Raw genomic sequence first — 22,362 nt, 5'->3', positions numbered from 1 at the left:
TTTGTGCCCGGTTTTTTGTGCGGTTGCGGGAATGGATGACGCGGAGCGAAATGCGGCAAGGCATCACGCGCGCGTTCAGGCGAAAGCGGACTCGGTGAATCGGATGGGAACAGGCCTTGTGCGGCCTTAAGCGAGACTAGGCAAGTCTAAGCGGTCTTATGCCGCCGATTGCGCGTCGTCATTGCCGGCGGCATCGATGCCGAGCGCTGCCGTCAGCGCGCCATTGATCAGGCCGGCAACCGACAGGATGCGCGCGCGCTGGGTGCGCAGGCTTTGCGCGAGCTCTTCGGCCGACATCGACAAGGCTTCCTGGCGGTCGCGGGTGGAAAACAGGTAGAGGCTGCGCATGGGACTGACCCACGCCAGCTTGACTTTCATCGCCACATTGTTCAGCCGCCTGAATTCAACCCAGGTGCCGCGCTGCAGTGCTGCGACCTGTTCGTCGAATTCGTCGGGCTGCGGTTCCGGCTTCTGCCGCGCCTGGCGCATGAGACGGCGTTCCGCTGCGCGCTTGGCGACTTGCAGCGCGATCTGCATCTGCCGCTCCGGCGACAGTTCGAGCGGCGCGCGCACGATGGACGCATGGCAGCGTGCGAGTTCCGCGAAGAAACGCGTGCGCTCGGCCTCATCCCACTTGATCAGGTCCAGCCATTTGTTCAGCATCGCCAGCATCGGCGGCAGCTTGGCCAGCAATTCCTTGCGCTCGGCCATGGTGATCTTGGGCTTGACGCTCCAGCACAGGTCGTCCATGGTCTTGATCGCGCTGTCGACGGCCTCCGGCTTTTCTTCCTTCACCGTGTAGGCCAGCGTCAGCACCGGCACCCACTTGTCTTCCAGGAAGGTTTCCACGAAGGCGACGACTTCGCCTGTACCGATGCGCAGCGCCACTTCATGCCTGGCGGCCTTGGCGGCCTGCTGCAGTTTTTCCTGCTGCAAGGCATGGGAAATCTTGTTTGACAGCGTTTGCGCGGTGGCGGTTTCTTCGCGATTGATGAAGGCCTCGAGGCTGCCGGCCACATCGGCGAAAACGGAAATCCGATGGTCGGCTTCCTGCAGGATGCGCTGCACACTGCGCTGGACAAGCAGGTAGAGCGGATCGCTGCTCCCCTTCGTCGCATCCCAGCCGACACTGATCCGTGCCAGCAGCTCGATGCTGCGCCGCGCCGGGAACGATTCCTTGAAGAAGAAATCCTTGTTGATCAAGGCCGCTTTCAAGGCGGGCACTTGCAACATGGCGATCAATTCCTTCATCTCGGCGGGAATATTCTTGTTCTCGAACAGGACGTCGAACACCTTGGCGACCAGCTCGAAGGTATGTTCATCGGTCGGGCTGAGCATGCCATGCGGCATGCGGCGCTTCATTTCATCCAGTGTCGCGAGATTCGGCGGTTCGGCGCCGGCGACGGGAAAGCGCGTTTCTGATTCCGCCTGTTGCAGGCTGCTCAGGTAATCGAGTAATTCATTGCGTGCGGCCGCCGCATGCACTGCCTCTTCCTGGAACAGCACCGGAAAGGCGTCGTCCAGCGGGCGGCTGCTGCTTTTTTTGACAACAGGTTCTTCGGGCGGGAACAGGCGGCGCAGTTGCTGCGTCAGCGCATCTTCTTCGACCGGCTCTGCCTGCGTCGGCGCCTTGATTGGCTCGGCAGCTTCAGGCTGGGACGATTGCGCCAGGGTCGGGACGATACCGCGCTTGATCAGGGCCGCGTTGATCGCGTGCAGGATCGGCGCCATGTCGAAGGACAGCTTGGGCTGCAACAACGGGAAGACCAGGTGATGAACGCTGCGGTCGGGCTGGAATTCGCACCAGGCATCGTGGATCACTGACAGGAAAACATGCGGTCGGAACGGATTGTGCGCATTGTTCAGCTGTTCGCGGCCGAGCAGGCGTGCCAGCCGGGTATTCAACGCAGCCAGCCGCTCGCTGTGTTCGCTCTCGATGGAACGGCCGGCCTTGATCAGGCACAGCTTCTTGTCGATTTCCATGTCCGGCGGCAAGGTGCTGGGCGCGACAGCCGGTGCACGGTGTGCCTCGGTCGTGTTCTCCAAGGCTTGCACTTCCTGCTGCAGTGCCGCCGCCAGGCGCGAGGACATCACGAAGAAAAACGGATAGCGGTTCTGCTTCAGCAGGTTGGCGGCATCCAGATGCAGCTTGGCCTCGGTCCGGTCGACGCACGCCTGCGATACACGCAGCAAGGCATCCGACAGGCGTTCCGTAAATCCTTCAATCTGCGCATTGGCGACAGTGGAAGCGATTTCGACAAGCTCCTGCAGGATCTCGGCGCGCATTTCTGCGGGAACCGGATTGGCGTGGGCGTCTTCAGACGGGGGGGATGCCATTTCCTTGCTGCTTAAATGTAGGTTAACGAGCGGACCGCAATATTGAAGGATTTTTTCGGTCTGTGCAGACGGTCATTCGAATTCTGCCATCCGGAAAAAAACAGTTCTAATAATGCGGGACAGTCGTCTTATTTTCCCACAATATTGCCGTACGGCAAGATTTAATTTGTAATGAATCGTTACGTCAATAGCGAAATTGCAAGAATTCGCTCATTGACGCGGCTGCAGTCCCCAGTCATTGGCGAAATGCTGCACATTGCCAGCCCCGCGTTCGGTCACCAGCAGGCTGCCCGAACCGAATGCCGGGGCGGTCAACAAGCTTACCGACGTGGGCTGGGAAAAGCCGGCGCGGTGCAACTCATTGCCCTGCTCGTTGATATGCACGATGCGTCCCCCCAGGAACTCTGCCAGCACCGCCCCGCCATTCACCAGCGCGAAATCGTCCAGAAAGGCCAGTGAACTGTACAGCGAGGCCTGATTGCTGAGCCCGCCCGCCCCGAGGTCGTAGCGCAGCAATTGCGACACGCCCACGTAGCTGAACGGGTTGACCGTGACATACAGCTTGCCGCCGGCATAGCGCAGCCCGTTCGGCTTGCAGGCAATGAAGCGGTGAAAGGTGGTCTGGCTTGCGATCGTATAGGCGCTGGCAAGAGTGATCTTCTGTATCGTCCCGGGCAAGAGCGGCCAGCCGCTGTCGGCGGCATAGAGATTGCCGCTGGCATCGGCCGCCAGCCCGTTCGGCAGCGCCATGCCGTGCAGTTCGCCGACTTCCGTCAACTGCGGCGCCGGCTGGAATATGTCGAGGCCGAACAAATGCTTCTTCGCCAGCGGATTCAGCGAGTCCTCGGTGCAGGCGGTATAGACCATGCCGGCGCTTTCGGTAATGCCGAGGAAATAGCAGGAGCGGGCGGATCCGTCCCGGAAGCGGACCGGCAAGGGGGTCTTGCTCCAGCCGCTGCTGCCCAGCGTGATTTCGTAAAACGCCCCCTGCGAGGAGGCGAACAGACGCTGGTTGCTGGTTTGCAGCGTATTTTCGGCATTGCTGACATTGGTCGCGACCAGTTCGGCGTGCGCCAGAACGGACGCAAACAGCAGCGAGGCGAAGCCGAGGAATCTGGATGTTTTCATGTTGTCTCCCGTGTGGATAGGATTTTCCTTGTGCCGTTATTGCATTTTTATTAACAGCGGAAATCGATCTTATTGGGGGACAAGGCGCTTGGAAATGCCGATGAAGAAAGCTTCTAATTGATTCCTGCCCGCAAGGGAAAAAAACAGCGCGTGCAGGTCGCCCTGCCGCGCTGTTCCTGTCTTGCCGCTTCAGCGGAAGATGGTTGTTTGGCTTACGCCGCCAGCCGCTTCTCCAGCTGCTCCTTGGCGGCTGCCAATTCCTTCGGCAAGTGATACTTCAGCTTGTCGAACAGTTCGGCATGCAGCTTCAGTTCCGCTTCCCATGCCGCCTTGTCGATCGAAGTGATCGTGTTGAACTGCTCCTGCGAGAACGCGAGGCCGTCCCACTTCAGGTCTTCGTAACGCGGCGAGATGCCGAAGATGTTCTCGACACCGCCTGCCGTGCCTGCCAGGCGGTCCAGCATCCACTTCAGCACGCGCATGTTGTCGCCGAAGCCCGGCCATACGAACTTGCCGTTTTCATCGGTGCGGAACCAGTTCACGCAGTAGATCTTCGGCAGCTCGGCGGGCGATGCGGCGATCTTCTTGCCCATGTCGAGCCAGTGCTGGAAGTAGTCGCTCATGTTGTAGCCGGTGAACGGCAGCATCGCGAACGGATCGCGTCGCACCACGCCCATCTGGCCGGCTGCGGCAGCAGTGGTTTCGGAGCCCATGGTCGCGGCCATGTACACGCCTTCCACCCAGTTGCGGGCTTCGGTCACCAGCGGCACGGTCGTCGAGCGGCGACCGCCGAAGATGAAGGCCGAGATCGGCACGCCGGCCGGATCGTCCCAGGCCGGGTCGATCACCGGGTTCTGGGTCGCTGCGACGGTGAAGCGCGCGTTCGGGTGCGCTGCCTTGCGGCCGGTTTCCTTGCCGATTTCCGGTGTCCAGTCCTTGCCCTGCCAGTCGATCGCGTGCGCCGGCGGCTCCTTCGTCATGCCTTCCCACCATACGTCGCCGTCATCGGTCAGTGCGACATTGGTGAAAATGGTGTTCGCGGTCAGCGAGGCCATGCAGTTGGAGTTGGTTGCCGTGTTGGTACCAGGCGCGACGCCGAAGTAACCCGCTTCCGGATTGATCGCGTACAGGCGGCCATCCTCGCCCGGCTTGATCCAGGCGATGTCGTCGCCGATGGTGGTGACCTTCCAGCCATTGAAGGCAGCCGGCGGGATCATCATCGAGAAGTTGGTCTTGCCGCAGGCCGACGGGAAAGCGGCAGCCACGTAATGCTTCTTGCCCTCGGGCGATTCGACGCCGAGGATCAGCATGTGTTCGGCCAGCCAGCCCTGCTCGCGGCCCATGTTGGAGGCGATGCGCAGCGCGAAGCACTTCTTGCCCAGCAGCGCGTTGCCGCCGTAGCCGGAGCCGAAGGACCAGATTTCGCGGGTTTCCGGATAGTGCACGATGTACTTGGTCGGATTGCACGGCCAGGCGACATCCTGCTCGCCCGCCTGCAGCGGCTTGCCGACCGAGTGCACGCAAGGCACGAACTCGCCATGGGCGCCCAGCACGTCGAACACGGCCTTGCCCATGCGCGTCATGATGCGCATGTTGGCGGCGACGTAGGGAGAATCGGACAGTTCGACGCCGATGTGCGCGATCGGCGAGCCGAGCGGACCCATCGAGAACGGCACCACATACATGGTGCGGCCGCGCATGCAGCCGTCGAACAGCGCGTTCAGGGTGACGCGCATTTCGGCAGGGGCGACCCAGTTGTTGGTCGGGCCGGCGTCTTCCTGCTTGGCCGAGCAGATAAAGGTGCGGTCTTCGACGCGCGCCACGTCCGACGGATCGGAGCAGGCCAGGTAGCTGTTCGGGCGCTTGGCCTCGTTCAGCCGCTTCATGGTGCCGGCGGCGACCATTTCCGCGCACAGGCGATCGTATTCTTCCTGCGAGCCGTCACACCAGTGAATGCGGTCCGGCTTGGTCAGGGCGGCAATTTCGGCCACCCAGCTGATCAGCTTGCGCTGTTTGACGTAAGTTGGCGCGTTCAAAGCTGCGATACCTCCCATAACGGGCTGATTCATAAACTACCTCCATTGCCAATTAAGAATTCTGTCTTGTCCTTGTACGGCAGGATCGTCGTCAGCTTTTGGCTCGGCTAGTTGTCTCACGCTAGCGGTACGGCGGTCTTGTCGAAGGCGGTCGGGTAGTGACCGCATAACCCGAAAAATGGAATAATGCCCGGGCCGGTAGGCCTGCAAATTTCACCAAAATTTTCAGAAAATAAGCCGCCGATTGTACACGGCGTGCGTACGTAACTCAATGATTCTCAAGAAATTGTAGTAATAATTGTTGACTAATGTAGTAGGCCATTTTGATGCTCCCGGTTAACGTCGTTTTTTTACGAAATCCTTCTATTGATTGAAAAATTCGTATGAAAGTTGCGATTCTTGACGACTATCAGGACTGTGTACGGAATCTGGACTGTTTTTCCTTGCTCGCAGGCCATGAAGTCCGGGTTTTCACTAATAGTGCCCGTGGCATCGGGCAACTCGCGGTTCGGCTGGCGGAGTTCGATGTGCTGGTCCTGATCCGCGAGCGCACCCGCCTGTCGGCGGCCCTGCTCAACAAGCTGCCGAAGTTGAAACTGATTTCCCAGACCGGCAAGGTCAGCGGTCATGTCGATGTGCGGGCGGCCACCGAGCGCGGCATCACCATCGTGGAAGGCGTGGGCGATCCGACCGCGCCGGCCGAACTCACCTGGGCGCTGATCATGGCGGCCTCGCGCAAGATTCCGCAGTACGCCGCCAATCTGCGCGACGGCCTGTGGCAGACCGCGTCGATTAATCCCGAGCTGAATACGCTGGGGCGCGTGCTCAACGGCCGCACCCTTGGCATCTGGGGCTACGGCCGCATCGGCCGGCTGGTGGCCGGCTACGCCAGGGCATTCGGCATGCAGGTGATGGTCTGGGGGAGCGAAGCCAGCCGGACAGCGGCAAGCAGTCACGGTCATGCGGCCGCGCCGAGCCGCGAACGCTTTTTCGAGGAAGCCGATGTCCTGACCCTGCATCTGCGCCTCTCCGACGCCACCCGCAACCTCGTCACCGAGGCGGACCTGGCGCGCATGAAGCCGGATGCCCTGTTCGTCAATACCAGCCGCGCCGAACTGGTGGCGGCAGGCGCGCTGGAGGCGGCACTGCAGCGCGGCCGACCCGGCTTTGCCGCGCTCGACGTGTTCGAAAGCGAACCCCTGCCCGCCGATGCGCCGCTGCTGCGCATTCCCACTGTGCTGGCGACCCCGCACCTGGGCTACGTGGAGAAGGACAGTTACGAGTTGTACTTCCGCGCGGCGTTCCAGAACGTGGTCGACTTCGCCAACGGCACGCCGAAGAACGTGCTCAACCCGCGGGCGCCGCGCTGATTCCCGTCGAAGCCGGAAGCCGGCTTCAGCACGGTCGTTCGTCTTTCGCTACACTGGATGGTTCTATTTCGGAGCCTCCATGCAACCCAGATTGTGGTCACTTACTCTCGGCAACTTCGCCATCGGCACCGGCGTAATGATCGTGCCGGGCATGCTCAATGAATTGAGCGCGGACCTTGCCATCGCGCCGGCCCGGGTCGGCATGCTGATTTCCGCGTTCGCCATGACGATCTGCATCACCGGACCGTTTCTCGCGAGCTGGACCAGCGCGATCGACCGCCGCAAGCTGCTGGTCGCCTCGCTGTTGCTGTATGCGGTGATGCACCTGGTCGCCGCCTTCGCGCCGGGATACGGCACGCTGCTCGTCGCGCGCATGGTCACCGCCATCGGCGCCGCGATTTTCACCGCGCAGGCGGCCGCGACCGCCGGACTGATGGTGCCGCCGGAGACGCGCGGCAAGGCGATCGGGCTGGTGTTCCTCGGCTGGTCGATTGCCGCCGTCGTCGGCACGCCGATGGGCGCCTACCTTGGCGCACATATCGGCTGGCGTCCGACCATGGCACTGGTCGGACTGCTCGCCGCACTGTTCGCAGCAGGCGTCTGGAAGCAGATCCCGTCCGGACTGTTCATCGCGCCGATGGATCGCGCGGCATGGAAAGCGCTGTTCGCGAATACGCCTCTGCTGCTGGCGATTTCCGTCACGGCCATCCAGGCGCTCGGCATGTTCACCGTGTTTTCCTACATGGCCCTGCTGCTGAAGGATTTCATCGGCGCCACGCCCACCGTCATCAGTTTGCTGTTTCTCTGTTTCGGTATCACCGGCGTGACCGGCAATGTGATCGGCGCACGCGTCATGGACCGTGTGGGGCCGGTGCGCGTCGGCGTCGCCGCGATGGGCTGCATGCTCACCGCCATCGTCCTGTGGCCGCTCACGCGCGGTTCACTGCCGATCACCGTGGTGGTCATTTTGATTTGGGGCCTGGGCTGTTTTGCCGTCAACGGCGCGCAGCAGGCGCGGCTGGTATCGATGGCGCCGCAGCTTGCATCGGCATCGGTATCGATGAATTCGTCCGCGATCTACCTGGGGCAGGCGACCGGCGCTTTCATCGGCGGCCTGATCGTATCGACCCAGGGGACGGCCAACCTGTCCTTCTTCGGCGCGCTGCCGATGGCGGCAGGCATTGCGGTTTCGCTGTTCGCGGCCAATCTCTCGAAACGGAAGCATCTCGCGGAAGTCGCATGCAAGTGTTGAGCGTCAACCTCGGGACGATAGGCGAACTGTTCGTTGCGCAGTCGGATCGCGCGCGCCGCATCGTCAGCGGCATCCACAAAAAAGCGGTGCAAGGACCGCAGCAGCTGAGGAAACTCGGATTTGTCGGCGACGAGCAGGCCGACCTCAGCGTGCACGGCGGATTGAACAAGGCGGTGTATGCCTATCCATCGGAACATTATGCATTCTGGAAAGCGCAACGCCTTGCCGCATTGAAGCGCGAAGAGCCGCTGCCGCCAGGCTCCATGGGCGAGAACCTGACGCTGCAGGGATTGCTGGAATCGGAGGTATGGATAGGCGATCAACTGAGCATCGGCACGGCGCTGCTGGCGGTAACCGAACCGCGCCAGCCCTGCTACAAGTTCAATGCACGGATGGGTTTTTCGCACGCGGCGAAGATGATGGTGCAAGCCGGGATTACCGGCTTTTACTTGCGCGTGATCGAACCCGGCGAATTGCAGGCCGGCGATGCGGTGACGCTGATCGCCGGCCCGCGCGAGACCTCGATCGCGCGGATCAACGAGCGACGCCGGACGGGGCGTCAGCGGGATCTGTTTTAAAGCGCATGCTCACCAGCGCGCTGCCGCCGGTCCACATGCGCGTCCAGCCCGGAGGCCAGGGCAGCGACGGTCCGGCATAGGCGGGTACGCCGCGCCGTACCGGAATGACCGGCAGATGATCCGGCACCGGGCCGTCGCGCACATCCCAGCCCAGCGTGTAGGCATAGTTCGGCAGCAAGGCCTCGCAAATCTCATCGAACCACTTCGTGTGGTCTTCATCGCGGCTCAGGGCCTGCGCCAATCCCTGCGGATCGAACTGCGCGAGCGAACGCACCAGTTCCTTCGCCGTGGCGCCGGGCTGATCGCCCCAGCCGAGGATAGGGTTGAAGTTGTAATCCGCGCCGGAGCCATACCAGCCTTCACGCCAGGGGCGATCCATCCAGTTGCGCCGGCCGGTGAACAGATGCCAGCGCCAGTGCAAGCCCGAAGGCTTCGGCCAGCTGTAGAGGTACAAGCGCTGATAGCCGGCGCGATGCAGTTCGCGCACCATCGCCATCAGGCGCGCATGCGGCATGCGGTCGGGCGGGTCGCGCCGGAAGTGGATCGGTTCGCCGTCCGCATGCTGCAGATCGTCATGCGACAAATTCAGATCGAGGCTGCGCACTTCATCGCCGAAGCGCGCAGACACCCAGCCGGTCAGCAGATTGACCGAGGTGATGACGCCATAGCCGCGAAAGCGATGGAAGATGACAGTGCCGGGTGCAACGGGTTTCATGAGCAAATAAGGAAGCGATAAAACAAAACGATGCTGCTGATTTCAAAACGATATTCGACGCTGCCGCATGCTTCTGCCGGACGCGAATTCAGCACACTGTAAACGATTCGTGCCGACAAAGCATCCCCAAATCACGTCGCGTCGCGCCATGTTTTTTTCGTCGAATTTCCACTATGACATTGACATTTCAAACAGGAAAACACACCGTCACGCCCAAGCCTTTTCCATCGAGACCGTCGCCGATGCTGACCCGTCCGCTGTGTCTTCTGGCAATCCTGTCAACGATCGACAGACCCAGTCCGCTGCCGGTCACACCGCTGCCCGCCACCCGGAAAAAGCGGTCGGTCAGACGCGCACGCTCTGACTCTGCCACACCCGGTCCGTCATCCTGCACGCGCAACATCAACAGACCCGCTTCGCGCCAGACCTTCAGGACCGCATGTCCGCCGTCGCGACCATACTTGATCGCGTTGTCGAGCAGGTTATCGACCAGCACCGACAGCGCAACCGGATCGCCCCGCATGCTGCAGGCATCCTGCGCGTCAACCTCCAGTTCGATGCCCTTGCCTTCGGCCGCATCCGCATAACGCGCAGCGCTGTCCGCCGCGAGCCGGCCGAGATCGACCGCTTGCAGTTGCGCCGCGTCGACATGGTCAAGCCGCGCCAGCAGCAGCAACTGTTGCGCGAGATACGTGGTGCGGTGGACACCCGCGATGACTTGCTGGATCGCGTGCCGCCGTTGATCTTCGTCCCCGGCGGCCAGTGCGACTTCGGCTTGCACCTTGATCGCTGCCAGCGGCGTTCTCAATTCATGGGCAGCATCGGCGGTGAATGAGCGCTCCCTGTCGATGGATTCCGACAACCTTTCGAGCAATTTGTTCAATGAATCGACCAGCGGCTGCACTTCGGCCGGCACGCTGGCGAGATCGAGCGGCTGCAGATTGTCGGCGCTGCGTGAACCAATTGCGCGCGAAATGGTCGTCAGCGGGGTCAGGCCGCGGCCGGTGCTGATCCAGATGAGAAGCGCCAGCACCGGCAGCGCGATCAGCAGCAGTTGCGCCATGCGCAGGCCGAGCTTGTTGACGAGATGGCTGCGCGTGTCGTCCTTCTCGAACACACGCACCTGATAGCCGTGCCGGTCATCGCGCAGCGAAAACGTGTGCCACAGTTCGCCGTCCAGCATCACCGTGTGGTGGCCCTTGTCCGGATTGAATGCGGCGTCCGGCGCGCCCGGCACGTGCAAGAGCAGCGTCCCATCGCTGTCCCATACCTGGAAATCGACGGGGCCCCGCTCGTCATCGTCGGAATGATCGTCGTTGCGGTGTTCCTTGCGGCTGTTATGGTGCGCGTCGTTGTTGCCATCGGCCAGAGCGCGCAGGCGCTTGAGATCGAGCAGCAACAGTGTGCGCGCGCTCTGCTCCATGCGCGTATCGGCCAACTCGTCGACCTCGTCGCTCAGCGTCACATAGCCATAGCCCATCATCCCGCCCCACACCAAGAGCAGACTGCCGAGCAGGAGCACCAGCAGGCGGCGACGCATCGAAACCGACTTCATGGTGCTTCCTTGCGAATCAGGTAGCCGACGCCGCGGATGGTCTTGATCAGGTCGTTGCCGAGCTTCTTGCGCAGGTTGTGAATGTGGACCTCCACCGCGTTGCTTTCCACTTCCTCGTTCCAGCCGTACAGGCTCTCTTCCAGCCGTGCGCGCGACAACGCAGTGCCGCGATGCTCCAGCAGGTCGGTGAGGATTGCGCATTCGCGCGCGGACAGCACGATCTGCTCGTCGCCGCGCGTGACGGTGAGGCTGTCCGGCGACAGCACCATGTCGCCATAGCGGATGGCGGAAACGCTGCGCCCATGTGCGCGCCGCAGTAGCGCACGGATGCGCGCCACCAGCTCGGCCAGGTCGAAGGGCTTGACCAGGTAATCGTCCGCGCCGGCTTCGAGGCCCGCGACGCGGTCGCGCACTGTGTCGCGCGCAGTCAGCAGCAGCACCGCCAGATCGCTTCCCTTGCCGCGCAACTGTTGCAGGAGTTCCATGCCACTCACGCGCGGCAGGCCGAGGTCGAGCACCACCAGCTCGTAATCCGTGGTGTCCAAGGCCAGTTGCGCCTCTCGCCCGTCTTTCGCCCAGTCGACGGTAAAACCGGCCTGCTTCAGCCCGGCCTCGATGCCGTTGCCGAGCAGCGCATCGTCTTCCACCAGCAATAAACGCATTCTGTCCTCCCAGTGATCCAGCTGATCTTATCGCAGCCCATGCTTAAGGCTTTCTTAAAACAGTCTTCAACACGGCACACAGATCGACTATCAACCAGATCAAGCAACTTGAGATTCGCTTCAGTGCACTTTTACATCGTTTCACGGTGCCGGAACCCGTCGGCCTCTTCAACGAAAGGAAACAAGCATGAATGCCACACTCGAAAAGACCATGATCGCACTTGCCGCCGTCGCTCTCTCGCTTTCCGCCTTGCCTCGAACAAGGATTGCACTGCGGAGCCCAAAGCGAAATGGCAGTCCGACAAAGAGGTGCAGGCCAGCCTCGAAAAACAAGGCTACAGCGTCAAGCGCGTCAAGGCGGAAGGCTGCCGCTATGAAGCGAAGACCACCGACAGGGACGGAAAGGAGGTCAAGCTGATCCTCAAGCCGGTAGATGGCAAGCCGGTCTTGGCCGAGTAGTTCGTTGATGAAGCGGGGCACTGCAAGCTTGTCCTGCTTCCTCTCTATGGTTCTCTGTCTGGCGCCCCAGGAAGTTGCTCTGGAGCACTAAAACGGTGCATGTGGGCCGTCGCTGTGTCGTACGCCTTTCACGCATGCCGCCTCACGGTGATTCGTCCTCCGATCCTGCAATTTCTTGAATTGATGGGTAAAAGCCGCAAGGCTGTGCCGTCATCCGTTGCCGAGTCTGTTATCTACCGTCGGTTGTGGCACATGGTGGCGTGCTGGCCTGCAACTTGCAATATTGCTGCGGTGCACCAGTTTGCGCAAACGAGATGGATATCTCCCTTGCCGGGAAGCGAATCCATCCCGCGCCCACCCAGACCGAGGACAGCCAGATGAAATCCGACGAGCCCATTTCCATCGACACCTTCCTGCCCTACATGCGCGATGTCATGCGCTGCGAGCAATCGCTGCGCGAGCTGAACTTCATGTGGCGCATGATCGAGGCCTCGGCCAAGATGAATTGCCCAGCCGAGGCGAAAACCATCCTGCCGACGATGGCCGCCACGCGCGCCGGCTTCAACCGCCTGGAGCAGGAGCTGGTGACGAGCCTGGTGCGAGAGAACGTGGGCAATGTGCTCGTCGAAATCGGCACCAAGGCGCAATATGTGATCGACATCGTGGTGCGCAACCTCTATGAGCGCACCGCCGACGTCGGCTTTCTCGCCACCGACCGCGAGCTGTGCGCGTTCGTCGCCGGCATGCATGATGACGTGGATGCCATCCGCTACCGCTTGCGCGCGTACCGCAACAAGTACACGGTGTACGACGAAATCATCCTGCTCGACGTACAGGGCAACGTGCTGGTGCAGATCGACGAGGCCACCCCGATCGAAGGCAGCACCGATCCGCTGATTGCGCAGTCGCTTGTATCGGACGCCTATGTGGAAACCTTCCGCGCCAGCGACTTGCGACCGGCAAAAAAGCAGGCGCTGATCTATTCCCGGCGCATGTTGCATCCGGAAACCGGCGTACCGGTCGGTGTGTTGTGCCTGTGCTTTCATTTCGAGGAAGAAATGGCAGGCATCTTCCGCTCGCATCGCGATGCCGAGGAGCGCGCCAACATGTTGCTGCTCGACGGCGACAACCGCGTCATCGCCAGCGCCGACGAGTTGTGGATTCCGCCGGGCGAAATCGTGCCCGTCAACCGCGGCGCCAGTCCGCGCCTGATGCTCTATGGCGGGCGTGAATACCTCGTACGCACCTTCCCGGCCGAGGGTTACCAAGGCTATATGGGACCGCCGGGATGGCAGGGGCAGGTGATGATTCCGATCGATGTCGCCTTCCATGGGCGCGCAAGCTCGGCATTGTCCGAACTGGACGAACACGTGGCGGACGGCCTGCTGTCGCACGCGCGTTCGTTCTGCCCGCCGCTGTTCGAAATCATGACGGCCGCCGACACGATCCGCCGCGTGGTATGGAACGGCCAGGTGATGACCGCTGGCCAGCGCGGCGACCTGCTGAAGCTCAAGACCATCCTTGACCAGATCAGCGAAACCGGCGACCGCAGCAACGCGCTGTTCTCGCAGTCGATCCGCGAGCTCTACGAGACGGTGCTCGCTTCGCGCCTGCGCGATGCTGAATTTGTCTCGCATCTTCTTGTCGACCTGCTGGATCGCAATCTCTACGAGCGATCCGACGACTGTCGCTGGTGGGCGCTGACGCCGGAGTTGCGCAGCGCGCTTGCTGCCAAGTCACGAAACACGGAAGCGATCGAACGCATCAACGCCATCCTCGCCTACATCAACCGGCTCTACACGGTTTACACACGCCTGTTCGTGTACGACGCCTCGGGTGAAATCATCGCCAGCACCAGCCGGCGCGGCGATGGCATGAGCGTCATCGGCTCAACCGTCGATGCGGTGACGCTGGCCGCGGTGCGGGGATTGCGCAGCGAACAGGACTACCATGTGACGCCATTCGAGGCGACCCCGCTCTACGGCAACCGGCCCACCTATGTGTATCACGCTGCCATTCGCGATCCCGACCGCCCTTCGGTTGTCGTCGGCGGCATCGGCATCGTGTTCGACGCGGAGCCGGAATTTGCGGCGATGCTGCACGGCGCACTCGGCGACAAGGCTGGCGCGACGGCACTGTTCATCGATCGTGACGCACGCGTGATTGCCGGCACCGACCCGACGCGACCGGTTGGCACGCTGCTCGACATCGACCCTTCCTTGCTCAGGCTGGAAAACGGCAGCAGCGCATCACGCATTGTCCTGCACGACGGTCACTACGCGGTCATGGGATGCACTGCATCGAGCGGCTATCGCGAATTCAAGGTTTCCGACGGCTACAAGGAAGACGTGATTGCCGTCGTCTTCGACATGTTCGGCGAGGTGCGGGAGCGCGGCGGCGTCGGCCGTGCCGATACCACAATCGAATCCGACTCCACCGCCGATCCCGGGCAGGAATATGCGACCTTCTTCATCGACGGCATGTTGTTCGCGATCCCCGCAGAGCAGGTGCTTGAAGCACTGCCCGCCTCGGACATCTCTCCCGTATCAATGGGTGGTCGCGCCGAGCGCGTCGGTGTACTGTCGCAACAGCGCAGCGGCGAAGGCGGGAGCTTCGTCTGGGTCTTCGACCTGCGCCACCTGATGCGCGGCGTGCCGTCCGTGCTCGACAGCAGCAGCCAGGTCATCATCGTGCGCCACGACGGGCAGCAGATCGGCCTGCTGGTCGAAGAGCTGCACGGCGTGCCGGAGTTCCCGCCTGCGCAAGTCGTGCCGACACCGTTCGCCGGCAGCACTGACGGACTGCTGGTCAAGCAGGTGATCCGCGCAAACGGAGGCCGCCTGCTGATCCAGGCGCTCGACGTGGCGCAATTGTTCGCCTGCCTGAAAGATCCTTCCCTGCCCACCGTGCTGAACCTGACGGAGCTGCAGCGTATTGCCGGCATCGGCTACGAGGAGGCGGTTGCCTTAACGGGAGAAGCAGCATGAATGCCGTCGACGAATATCTCCTCGGCAGCAGCGCGCTCTATGCGCGTCTTTGCCTCGTGACCGACGTGCTCGGCGAGTTCGTTTCCAGCGCACCGCGAGAGGTCGGCCTGGCACAACTGGAAAAGCACACCGGGCGTTCCGCGCGCGAACTGCAGAAAGTGTGCGCGATGTTGTGCAGGGAAGGCCTGCTGCTCCTTTGCCCGACGCAGGCGCCGCACTGGAAGCTCGCCTGCGAGGCCAGCGATGTCACGCTGGAAGATGCGTTTCGCTGCTTGGCTGCCGAAAAGGCGGCACGCGAGCGCCACAAGGCAGTGCCGGACGCAGCCGACATGCCGCATCGTGAAGTCGACCTGCTGGTGATGCAGGCGACGATGGGCATCCAGCAAAGCGTGCTTCAGCACCTGCGCCAGTTTTCTCTGGACCGGCTGAAGGTCGGCGCATCGGCGATGATGCCCACCTCGCGTGCGGCCGTCTGGCCACGGCTGTCGTTCTCTTGACACCGTCGTAAATACCGGCAGCGCCGGGCTTTACTGATTTTCTCAATGGGCTTGGGAGTGGTGCGCCGGAGGCACCCTTCCTTTTTTCATGCCCGGGTGCGACCTGCCCAGCGCTGCCCGAAGCGAAACAGCGGTCCGATCATCATCACCAGCGCCGCCATGCGCGTGACATGGAAAGCGGTAACGATGGGTACGCCCAGCTGCAGCGTCTTGGCGGTCAGGCTCATTTCCGCGATGCCGCCCGGTGACGTGGCCAGCACTGCCGTCGCCGGATGCATGCCGCTGACGGCCGCCAGGCCGAAGGCAAAACTCGCCGCGATCGCCATCGCCAGCAAGCCGCAGATGGCCACGCTGGCGAGATAGCGCGGTGCGGTGTGCAGGAATTCCCGCGTGAAGCGCGTGCCGAGCGAAATGCCGATGAAGAGCTGGCCGAAATGTACTACCCACTCCGGCAGCGCCGACAGATTCAGGCTGGAGGATGTGAGCGCAATCGTCACCAGCAGCGGGCCGATCACCCAGGCATTCGGCAACTTCCTGCGCTTGAGCAGCAGCGCGCAGGCCGCAGTCAGCAGCACCAGCAGCATCAGTCCGCCGTAGTGCACCACGCGAGCCCCGGGCACATAGACATCCTCGCCTTGAACGCCGGAGAACTTGAACAGGAACGGGATGATGCCGACCACCATCATGATGCGCAGGCTGTGCGCGGCTGCGACCCGGTCGACCATGGCGCCATGCCGTTCTCCCTGTGTCGCCATCTCCGATGCGCCGCCGACGGCCATGGCGAAGAAGGCGGTGGTGCGGTCGGTGCCGGATATCTTGTGCAGAATCCAGCCACATACAAGTCCGAGCAGCAGGGCGAACAGCACGCCGACGAGGATGAACCCGCTGTACGACACCAGCACGCGCAGCACCGGCGGCGTGAAGTACAGGCCGAGCGCGGTACCGATCGCCCACTGGCCGGCTTCGCGCACCTGCACCGGGCAACGCAGCTCGGCGCCGGCCATGCGCGCGGCCGCCGTGCTGAACAGGGGGCCGATCATCCAGGGCAGCGGCGTGTTGATCCATTGGCAAAGAATGGCTGAGATGAATCCGATGAGCAGGGTAAGCAGCAAGGTCTGAGAGGCAGAACGGGGCGGCAATGGCATAAGGGGGGAGTTCATCGCTTCAGCGGGAAGCATCTGGTGCGTCGCATCATTGTAGTCTTGTAAATGTTGTCCTGCGCGGCGCCGCATCGGGCGGCCGGCGTGCGCATGCATCCCTGCCGGCCTAACAAAAATACGCGCGGCAAGCTGTCAAAATGCTTTCACTTTTCGGAGAGCGTGAATCTTGCGTGTGAGCGCAATGTCAAATGTTTGTTTTCGATCAACCTGTTTTTTGCGGCAACTTTGCAACCGAACGTAAAAGTCGGTATCAAATGAAGCTTTTGCCGCTACGTTTGCGCATGCCACTTTCATCCCCAATCGAAGGAAGAAGAATGGGACCGTCTCCACGCTCTGCTCTGCCTACATTCCTGCCAATGCTGGCGCTGCTGGTTCTTGCCGCCTGCGGCGGAGGCGGCAATGGCGGGTCCGGCACCACCACTTCCAGCCCTGTCCAGGCGGTCGCTTCGCTCGATCCCGGCGCGCCGAAGGCGACCGGTGTTACCGCGACCGACGGCTTCAACTGGATGAACTTCCGGCGCCAGCAAGCCGGGGTGGCGGCCGTGACGCGCAACAGCAGGCTCGACCTCGCGGCGCAGGGCCATTCCGACTACCAGCGTCTCAATGACGTCATTACGCACGAGCAGACCGTTGGCAAGCCCGGGTTTACCGGCAGGACGACCGGCGACCGGCTGCTGGCGGCGGGCTACGCGATCCCGGCCGGCGGCTATGCCTACGGCGAGGTCATTTCCGCCACATCCGATCATTCCGGCTTCAATGCGGCGGAAGACCTGATCGCGGCCATCTACCACCGCTTCGTCATTTTCGAGCCGATATTCAAGGAAGGCGGCGCGGGCGCCGCCACCGTACCCGGCGGACTGACCTATTTCACCACCGACTTTGCCGCAATCGGCCTGGACACGCCGGCGCAAGACCAGGGCAAGGTCTTCGCCTATCCCTACCCCGGACAGCAGCGCGTCCCGACCAACTTCTTCAGCGACAATGAAGTTCCCGATCCGGTACCGAACAGGAATGAAGTCGGCTACCCGGTCAGCATCCACGCCTTCCTCGGCACCACGCTGACCGTGCAAAGCTTCACCATCCAGCCGCGTGGCGAAGGCGCGATGCCGGTACAGCTGCTCAAGCATGACAGCGACCCGCAGACCCCGGAATCGGCGGTCGCCATCATTCCGCTGAGCGTGCTCAAGCCGGGCACGGTCTACGACGTGCAGTTTGCCGGCAGCGTCAACGGGGCGGGCCTCACGCGTTCGTGGTCATTTACAACACAATAGTCGCTGCCTGACGTGCCAGTCCGGCACGAATCTGCTATCTTGCACTTGTTGCCGACAGGAAATCGGGCTGCGGGGCTGCCCCTTTTCGCTTTTCCAACGGCATCGTTGGGGGCGGCAAGACATCACAAGCGGGCGGCACGATGACAAATACAACAACATCACCGGCGCGCGACGACTATGAACTGCTGAGCGCGGCGTTCGATTCGACCGGGACGGGCATCTGTTTTCTCGACGAAGACGGTCGCTTCCTGCGCGTCAATCATGCCTTCTGCGCCATGCTCGGCTATGGCGAGGACGAGATCCTCGGCCATTCCTGGACCAAGGCGGCGCCGCCGGAAGTCGCGGCCTATGGTGAGCGTTTCCTGGCAGGCTTGTTCAAGGAGTCTCCCAAGCTCTCGGACGAATGGCGCATCCGCCGCAAGGACGGATCGCTGCTGACCGCGCTGGTCAGCTTCAAATGCCTGACGCTCCACAACGGCGCACATCGCGTGGTCGTCACCTTCACCGACATCGAGCAGCGCAAGGTCGCGCAGGAAGCCGCGCTGCGCCGCTCCAAGGATCTGTACCGCGACGTCGTCGAAAACGTCAGCGAGGGCATCGTGGTGGCGCAGGAAGGCCGCGTGGTCTATGGCAATCCGCGCACCATCGAGCTGTCCGGCTACACGCTTGACGAATTGTCACGCCTTCCCTTCACCGCGCTGGTCCATCCGGACGATTTGTCGCAAGTGGTCAATGGTTACGACAACCGCATGGCAGGCACACCAACCAGCGCGCGCTATTCGCAGTTCCGCCTGCTGCGCAAGGATGGCCAGACGGTGTGGATCGAGTCGAGCGGCGTGCGCATCGACTGGGAGGGGCAGCCCGCCATTCTCGCTTTCCTGTCCGATCAGAGCGAGCGCCGCCGCCAGCAGGAAGCACTCATCGTCTCCGAAGAGCATCACCGGCAAGTGGTCGACAATGCGACCGAAGGCATCCTGGTGTTGCAGGACGGCGTGACCGCTTTCGCCAACGCACGCATCGCGGAACTGGTCGGCGCGTCGCGCGAGGAGCTGATCGGCCAACCCTTCGCCGACGGCATTCATCCCGAGGACCGCCCCAGGATCGCCGATCGCTACGCACGCCGCATGCGCGGCGAGGAAGTCGAACAGAACACAATATTCCGCATGCGAAACCGGCGTACCGGCCAGGACACGTGGGTGCAGGTCGCGGTTGTCACCATCACATGGGAAGGCAGGCCGGCCGCGCTGACCTTCATCACCGACATCACCGAGCGCAAGGCGCTGGAGGATCGGCTCAAGCAGACGCTGGACGAGCGCGAAACCATCCTCGAAAACTCCATCGTCGGCATGATCTTCCTCAATCCCGCCGGCCGCGTGAACTGGGCCAACAGCGCGATGTTCGAGATCTTCCGCGTCGAGCGCGGCGACCCCTTCGGCATGTCGCTCGAACCCTTCTACCCGTCGCGCGAGGAATACCTGAAGACCGGCGCCGCCGTGGCCAAGGCGGTCAGCAAGGGTGCGGCGTTCGAGACCGAATTGCAGATGCGACGCGCGGACGGCAGCCTGTTCTGGGCCTACATGTCGGGACGGGCCGTCAATCCCAAGGACCTCTCGCGCGGCACGGTTTGGGTGGCGATGGACATCACCAAGCGCCGTCAGCTCGAAGAAGACCTGAACAAGTCCGAAGAGCATTACCGCCAGGTGGTCAACAACGTCACCGAATGCATTCTCGTTGTACAGGACGGCCGCATCGTGTTCGGCAATCCGCGCCTGTTCCAGCTCACCGGCTATGAGCGGGAAGAACTGTTTGCGCTGCCCTTCGTCTCCGCCATCCATCCCGACGACCGGCCGCTGGTGATCGATCACCACATGCGCCGCCTGCGCGGCGAACAGGTCGAGCAGTACTACCAGTTCCGCGTCGTCAACAACCAGACCGGCGCGATCGCCTGGGTGCAGTTGTCCGCGGTCATGATCGAATGGGAAGGCAAGCCCGCGACGCTGTCCTTCATGACCGACATCACCGAGCGCAAGGCGCTGGAAGACAGCCTCAAGCAGAGCATGGCCGAGCGCATCCGCCTGGAGCGCCTGCGCATCCAGGCCGAACTGAAGGAAGCCGAGCTGGCGCGCCGCCACGCGGAGGAAACCACGCGCGCCAAGTCGATGTTCCTCGCCAACATGAGCCACGAGATCCGCACGCCGATGAACGCCATCATCGGCATGACGCACCTGGCGCTGCGCACCGAACTCGATCCCAAGCAGCGCGACTATGTGGAGAAGATCCGCAGCGCCGGCATTTCGCTGCTCGGCATCATCAACGACATTCTCGACTTCTCCAAGATCGAAGCCGGCAAACTCGACATGGAGCGCGTCAGTTTCAACCTGGACGATGTGCTCAACAACGTCGCCACCGTGACCGGCGCCAAGGCCCACGAGAAGCGGCTCGAATATGTGTTCCAGTTTCCGCTCGATGTGCCGCGCGGGCTGGTGGGCGACCCGCTGCGCCTGGGGCAGATCCTGATCAACCTGATCAACAACGCCATCAAGTTCACCGAACGCGGCGAGGTATTCGTCTCCTGCCGCCGGCTCGATGCCAGCGCCGACAAGATCCAGCTGCAATTCCTGGTGCGCGACACCGGCATCGGCATGTCGCAGGAGCAGACCGCCAAGCTGTTCCGCGCCTTCAGCCAGGCCGACGAATCGACCACCCGCAAGTACGGCGGTACCGGCCTCGGCCTGTCGATCGCCAAGCGGCTGGTGGAACTGATGGGCGGCACCATCTGGCTGGAGAGCGAAGCCGGCGTGGGCACCACCGCCCGCTTCACCGCCTGGTTCGGCCTGGCCGAATCGCTGGAACGGCGTCGCGCGGTGCCCGCCATCATCGACGGCATGCGCGTGCTGGTGGTCGACGACAATCCCGTCGCACGCCAGGTGCTCGCCGACAGCCTGGCGATATTGCCGGTGCAGGTCGAGCTGGCCGCCAGCGCCGGCCAGGCGCTCGACATGATCCACGCGGCCGACGGTACGCAGCCCTACAGCGTGGTGTTTACTGACCTGTACATGCCCGGCATGGATGGCGTCGACCTGATCGGCGCGGTGAAAGGCGACGACACGCTGACCGCGCCGCCGCGCATGGTGTTGCTCAGTTCGCATGGCCGCGAGGAATCGCGTTACCGCATCGAGCATGCGCAGGCCGACAGCTTCCTGGTCAAGCCGGTCAATGTATCGACACTGGTCGATACTTTGGTCGAACTGTTCGCGCCGCAAGCGCGCAGCGAGATGGCCGGTGCCAACGAGCATGCGCCGCGCTTCCGCGACCTGAACATCCTGCTGGTCGAAGACAATGAAATCAACCAGCAGATCGCCGCCGAATTGATGAACGCGGTCGGCATCCGGATCGACATCGCCGCCAACGGCCGCATCGCACTGGACAAACTCGACGCCGCCGGACCCGACTACTACGGCCTGGTGTTCATGGACGTGCAGATGCCGGAGATGGACGGCCATGAAGCCACGCGCTGCATTCGCAGCGACCCGCGTTTCGATGTATTGCCCATCATCGCGATGACCGCCCATGCGATGGTGGAAGAGCGCGAGCGCTGCTTTGCCTCCGGCATGAACGATCATCTCGCCAAGCCGATCAGTCCGGCCGAACTGTACCGGGCGATCGCGCGCTGGTGTCCGCAGCATGTCGCGCATGAGGAAGTTGTTGCGCTGGATGACAGCCGGCCCGACGACGAGTCCGAGCTCGTGATCGAGGGTATCGACGTCAGGGACGGGCTCTCGCGCACGCTCGGCAATCGCGCTTTCTATCTGCAGATGCTGGCGCGCTTCAGCGAAGACCAGAGCGATACCGCCGAACGAATCCGTCAGGCGCTGGATCACGACCGCATGCTCGCGGAACGGCTCGCGCACACGCTCAAGGGCGTGGCCGCCTTACTGGGCGCAACCACCGTCCGGCAGCAGTGCGGCAAACTGGAAGCGGAGATTCACCGCGGCGCCGGCATCGAGGCGCTGCGGCCCTCGCTGGATGAACTCGACCACACCATGCGCGCCTTGCTGGCGGAGATCGACAAGGTGCTGCCCTCCCCGAGCGCCGCGCCGCACGCCGGCAATTTCCCGGTCGACAGGGATGAAGTGCAAGCGATGATCTCGCGCTTCGCGCAGCTGCTGAAAGAATCGGATGCCGAGGCAAGCGACCTGCTGGCGCACTCCTCGCACCTGATGGCCGCGGCGCTGGATGAAGACAGCTGGCGGCGCATCGAGCGGGCCACCCGCCACTACGACTTTGACGCTGCGCTGGCGGCCTTGCAGGCGGGCGTGGAGCAAACCGGATACACAATCGATTAGCAGAGGAGC

General features: G+C 62.6%; 15 protein-coding genes. 8 read left to right on the top strand and 7 right to left on the bottom strand.

Going from position 1 to position 22,362, the window contains the following annotated elements:
* Positions 1–156: 156 nt before the first annotated feature.
* The 3 genes from E6W33_RS25125 to E6W33_RS25115 all read right to left on the bottom strand — a co-directional run bounded on the left by E6W33_RS25125 (position 157) and on the right by E6W33_RS25115 (position 5,534).
* Positions 157–2,337: a DUF1631 family protein gene (locus tag E6W33_RS25125; RefSeq protein WP_136420122.1), complete on the bottom strand. Its 2,181-nt coding sequence runs from the start codon at positions 2,335–2,337 to the stop codon at positions 157–159.
* Positions 2,338–2,547: 210 nt separating this feature from the next.
* The gene (locus E6W33_RS25120; protein ID WP_136420121.1) at positions 2,548–3,465 is read right to left on the bottom strand and encodes a hypothetical protein; all 918 of its coding nucleotides are present in this window, start codon (positions 3,463–3,465) and stop codon (positions 2,548–2,550) included.
* A gap of 212 nt (positions 3,466–3,677) precedes the next feature.
* Positions 3,678–5,534 (bottom strand): phosphoenolpyruvate carboxykinase (GTP), encoded by a 1,857-nt coding sequence (locus E6W33_RS25115; protein ID WP_136420120.1) that lies wholly within the window; start codon positions 5,532–5,534, stop codon positions 3,678–3,680.
* A gap of 350 nt (positions 5,535–5,884) precedes the next feature.
* Between E6W33_RS25115 and E6W33_RS25110 the strand changes: the two genes are divergently transcribed.
* The 3 genes from E6W33_RS25110 to E6W33_RS25100 all read left to right on the top strand — a co-directional run bounded on the left by E6W33_RS25110 (position 5,885) and on the right by E6W33_RS25100 (position 8,701).
* Positions 5,885–6,871 carry a D-2-hydroxyacid dehydrogenase family protein gene (locus E6W33_RS25110; RefSeq protein WP_136420119.1) on the top strand — a complete coding sequence of 329 codons (987 nt, stop codon included), beginning with the start codon at positions 5,885–5,887 and terminating at the stop codon, positions 6,869–6,871.
* 79 nt (positions 6,872–6,950) lie between these two features.
* Entirely contained in the window at positions 6,951–8,123 is a 1,173-nt protein-coding gene (locus tag E6W33_RS25105) for an MFS transporter (protein WP_136420118.1), read from the top strand.
* The gene (locus E6W33_RS25100) at positions 8,111–8,701 is read left to right on the top strand and encodes an MOSC domain-containing protein (protein ID WP_136420117.1); all 591 of its coding nucleotides are present in this window, start codon (positions 8,111–8,113) and stop codon (positions 8,699–8,701) included. Before E6W33_RS25105 ends, E6W33_RS25100 begins: the two co-directional genes overlap by 13 nt.
* Here the strand turns inward: E6W33_RS25100 and E6W33_RS25095 are convergent.
* The 3 genes from E6W33_RS25095 to E6W33_RS25085 all read right to left on the bottom strand — a co-directional run bounded on the left by E6W33_RS25095 (position 8,658) and on the right by E6W33_RS25085 (position 11,633).
* Positions 8,658–9,416 carry an L-asparaginase gene (locus E6W33_RS25095; RefSeq protein ID WP_136420116.1) on the bottom strand — a complete coding sequence of 253 codons (759 nt, stop codon included), beginning with the start codon at positions 9,414–9,416 and terminating at the stop codon, positions 8,658–8,660. The two genes, E6W33_RS25100 and E6W33_RS25095, sit on opposite strands and share 44 nt — an antisense overlap.
* A 187-nt stretch (positions 9,417–9,603) precedes the next feature.
* Positions 9,604–10,971 carry an ATP-binding protein gene (locus E6W33_RS25090; RefSeq protein WP_136420115.1) on the bottom strand — a complete coding sequence of 456 codons (1,368 nt, stop codon included), beginning with the start codon at positions 10,969–10,971 and terminating at the stop codon, positions 9,604–9,606.
* Positions 10,968–11,633: a response regulator gene (locus E6W33_RS25085; RefSeq protein WP_136420114.1), complete on the bottom strand. Its 666-nt coding sequence runs from the start codon at positions 11,631–11,633 to the stop codon at positions 10,968–10,970. The genes E6W33_RS25090 and E6W33_RS25085 overlap by 4 nt, the downstream gene beginning before the upstream one ends.
* Before the next feature lie 309 nt (positions 11,634–11,942).
* Here E6W33_RS25085 and E6W33_RS27690 point away from each other — a divergent pair, with 309 nt between their 5' ends.
* The 3 genes from E6W33_RS27690 to E6W33_RS25070 all read left to right on the top strand — a co-directional run bounded on the left by E6W33_RS27690 (position 11,943) and on the right by E6W33_RS25070 (position 15,576).
* On the top strand, positions 11,943–12,092 hold the full coding sequence (locus E6W33_RS27690) for a PepSY domain-containing protein (RefSeq protein ID WP_247869784.1): 150 nt from the start codon (positions 11,943–11,945) through the stop codon (positions 12,090–12,092).
* Positions 12,093–12,469: 377 nt separating this feature from the next.
* Positions 12,470–15,079, top strand: coding sequence for a chemotaxis protein CheW (locus E6W33_RS25075; RefSeq protein ID WP_136420148.1), 2,610 nt, complete (start codon positions 12,470–12,472; stop codon positions 15,077–15,079).
* Complete coding sequence (locus E6W33_RS25070; protein WP_136420112.1) at positions 15,076–15,576, top strand: hypothetical protein; 501 nt, start codon at positions 15,076–15,078, stop codon at positions 15,574–15,576. Before E6W33_RS25075 ends, E6W33_RS25070 begins: the two co-directional genes overlap by 4 nt.
* A gap of 86 nt (positions 15,577–15,662) precedes the next feature.
* On the opposite strand, the gene E6W33_RS25065 is transcribed toward E6W33_RS25070, so the two are convergent.
* Entirely contained in the window at positions 15,663–16,736 is a 1,074-nt protein-coding gene (locus tag E6W33_RS25065; protein WP_247869783.1) for an AbrB family transcriptional regulator, read from the bottom strand.
* A 314-nt stretch (positions 16,737–17,050) separates the two neighbouring features.
* On the opposite strand from E6W33_RS25065, the gene E6W33_RS25060 reads away from it, so the two are divergent.
* A complete protein-coding gene (locus E6W33_RS25060; protein WP_136420111.1) occupies positions 17,051–18,007 on the top strand; it encodes a CAP domain-containing protein in 957 nt (318 codons plus the stop codon).
* A 140-nt stretch (positions 18,008–18,147) separates the two neighbouring features.
* A complete protein-coding gene (locus E6W33_RS25055; RefSeq protein ID WP_136420110.1) occupies positions 18,148–22,353 on the top strand; it encodes a PAS domain S-box protein in 4,206 nt (1,401 codons plus the stop codon).
* The last annotated feature ends 9 nt before the right edge of the window (positions 22,354–22,362 follow it).

The sequence above is a fragment of the Herbaspirillum sp. ST 5-3 genome (genome assembly GCF_004804275.1).
In the GTDB taxonomy this organism is placed as follows: Bacteria; Pseudomonadota; Gammaproteobacteria; order Burkholderiales; family Burkholderiaceae_D; genus Noviherbaspirillum.
The sequence above is the reverse complement of the archived record's forward strand: the minus strand, read 5'-3'. Positions and strand labels throughout refer to the sequence as shown.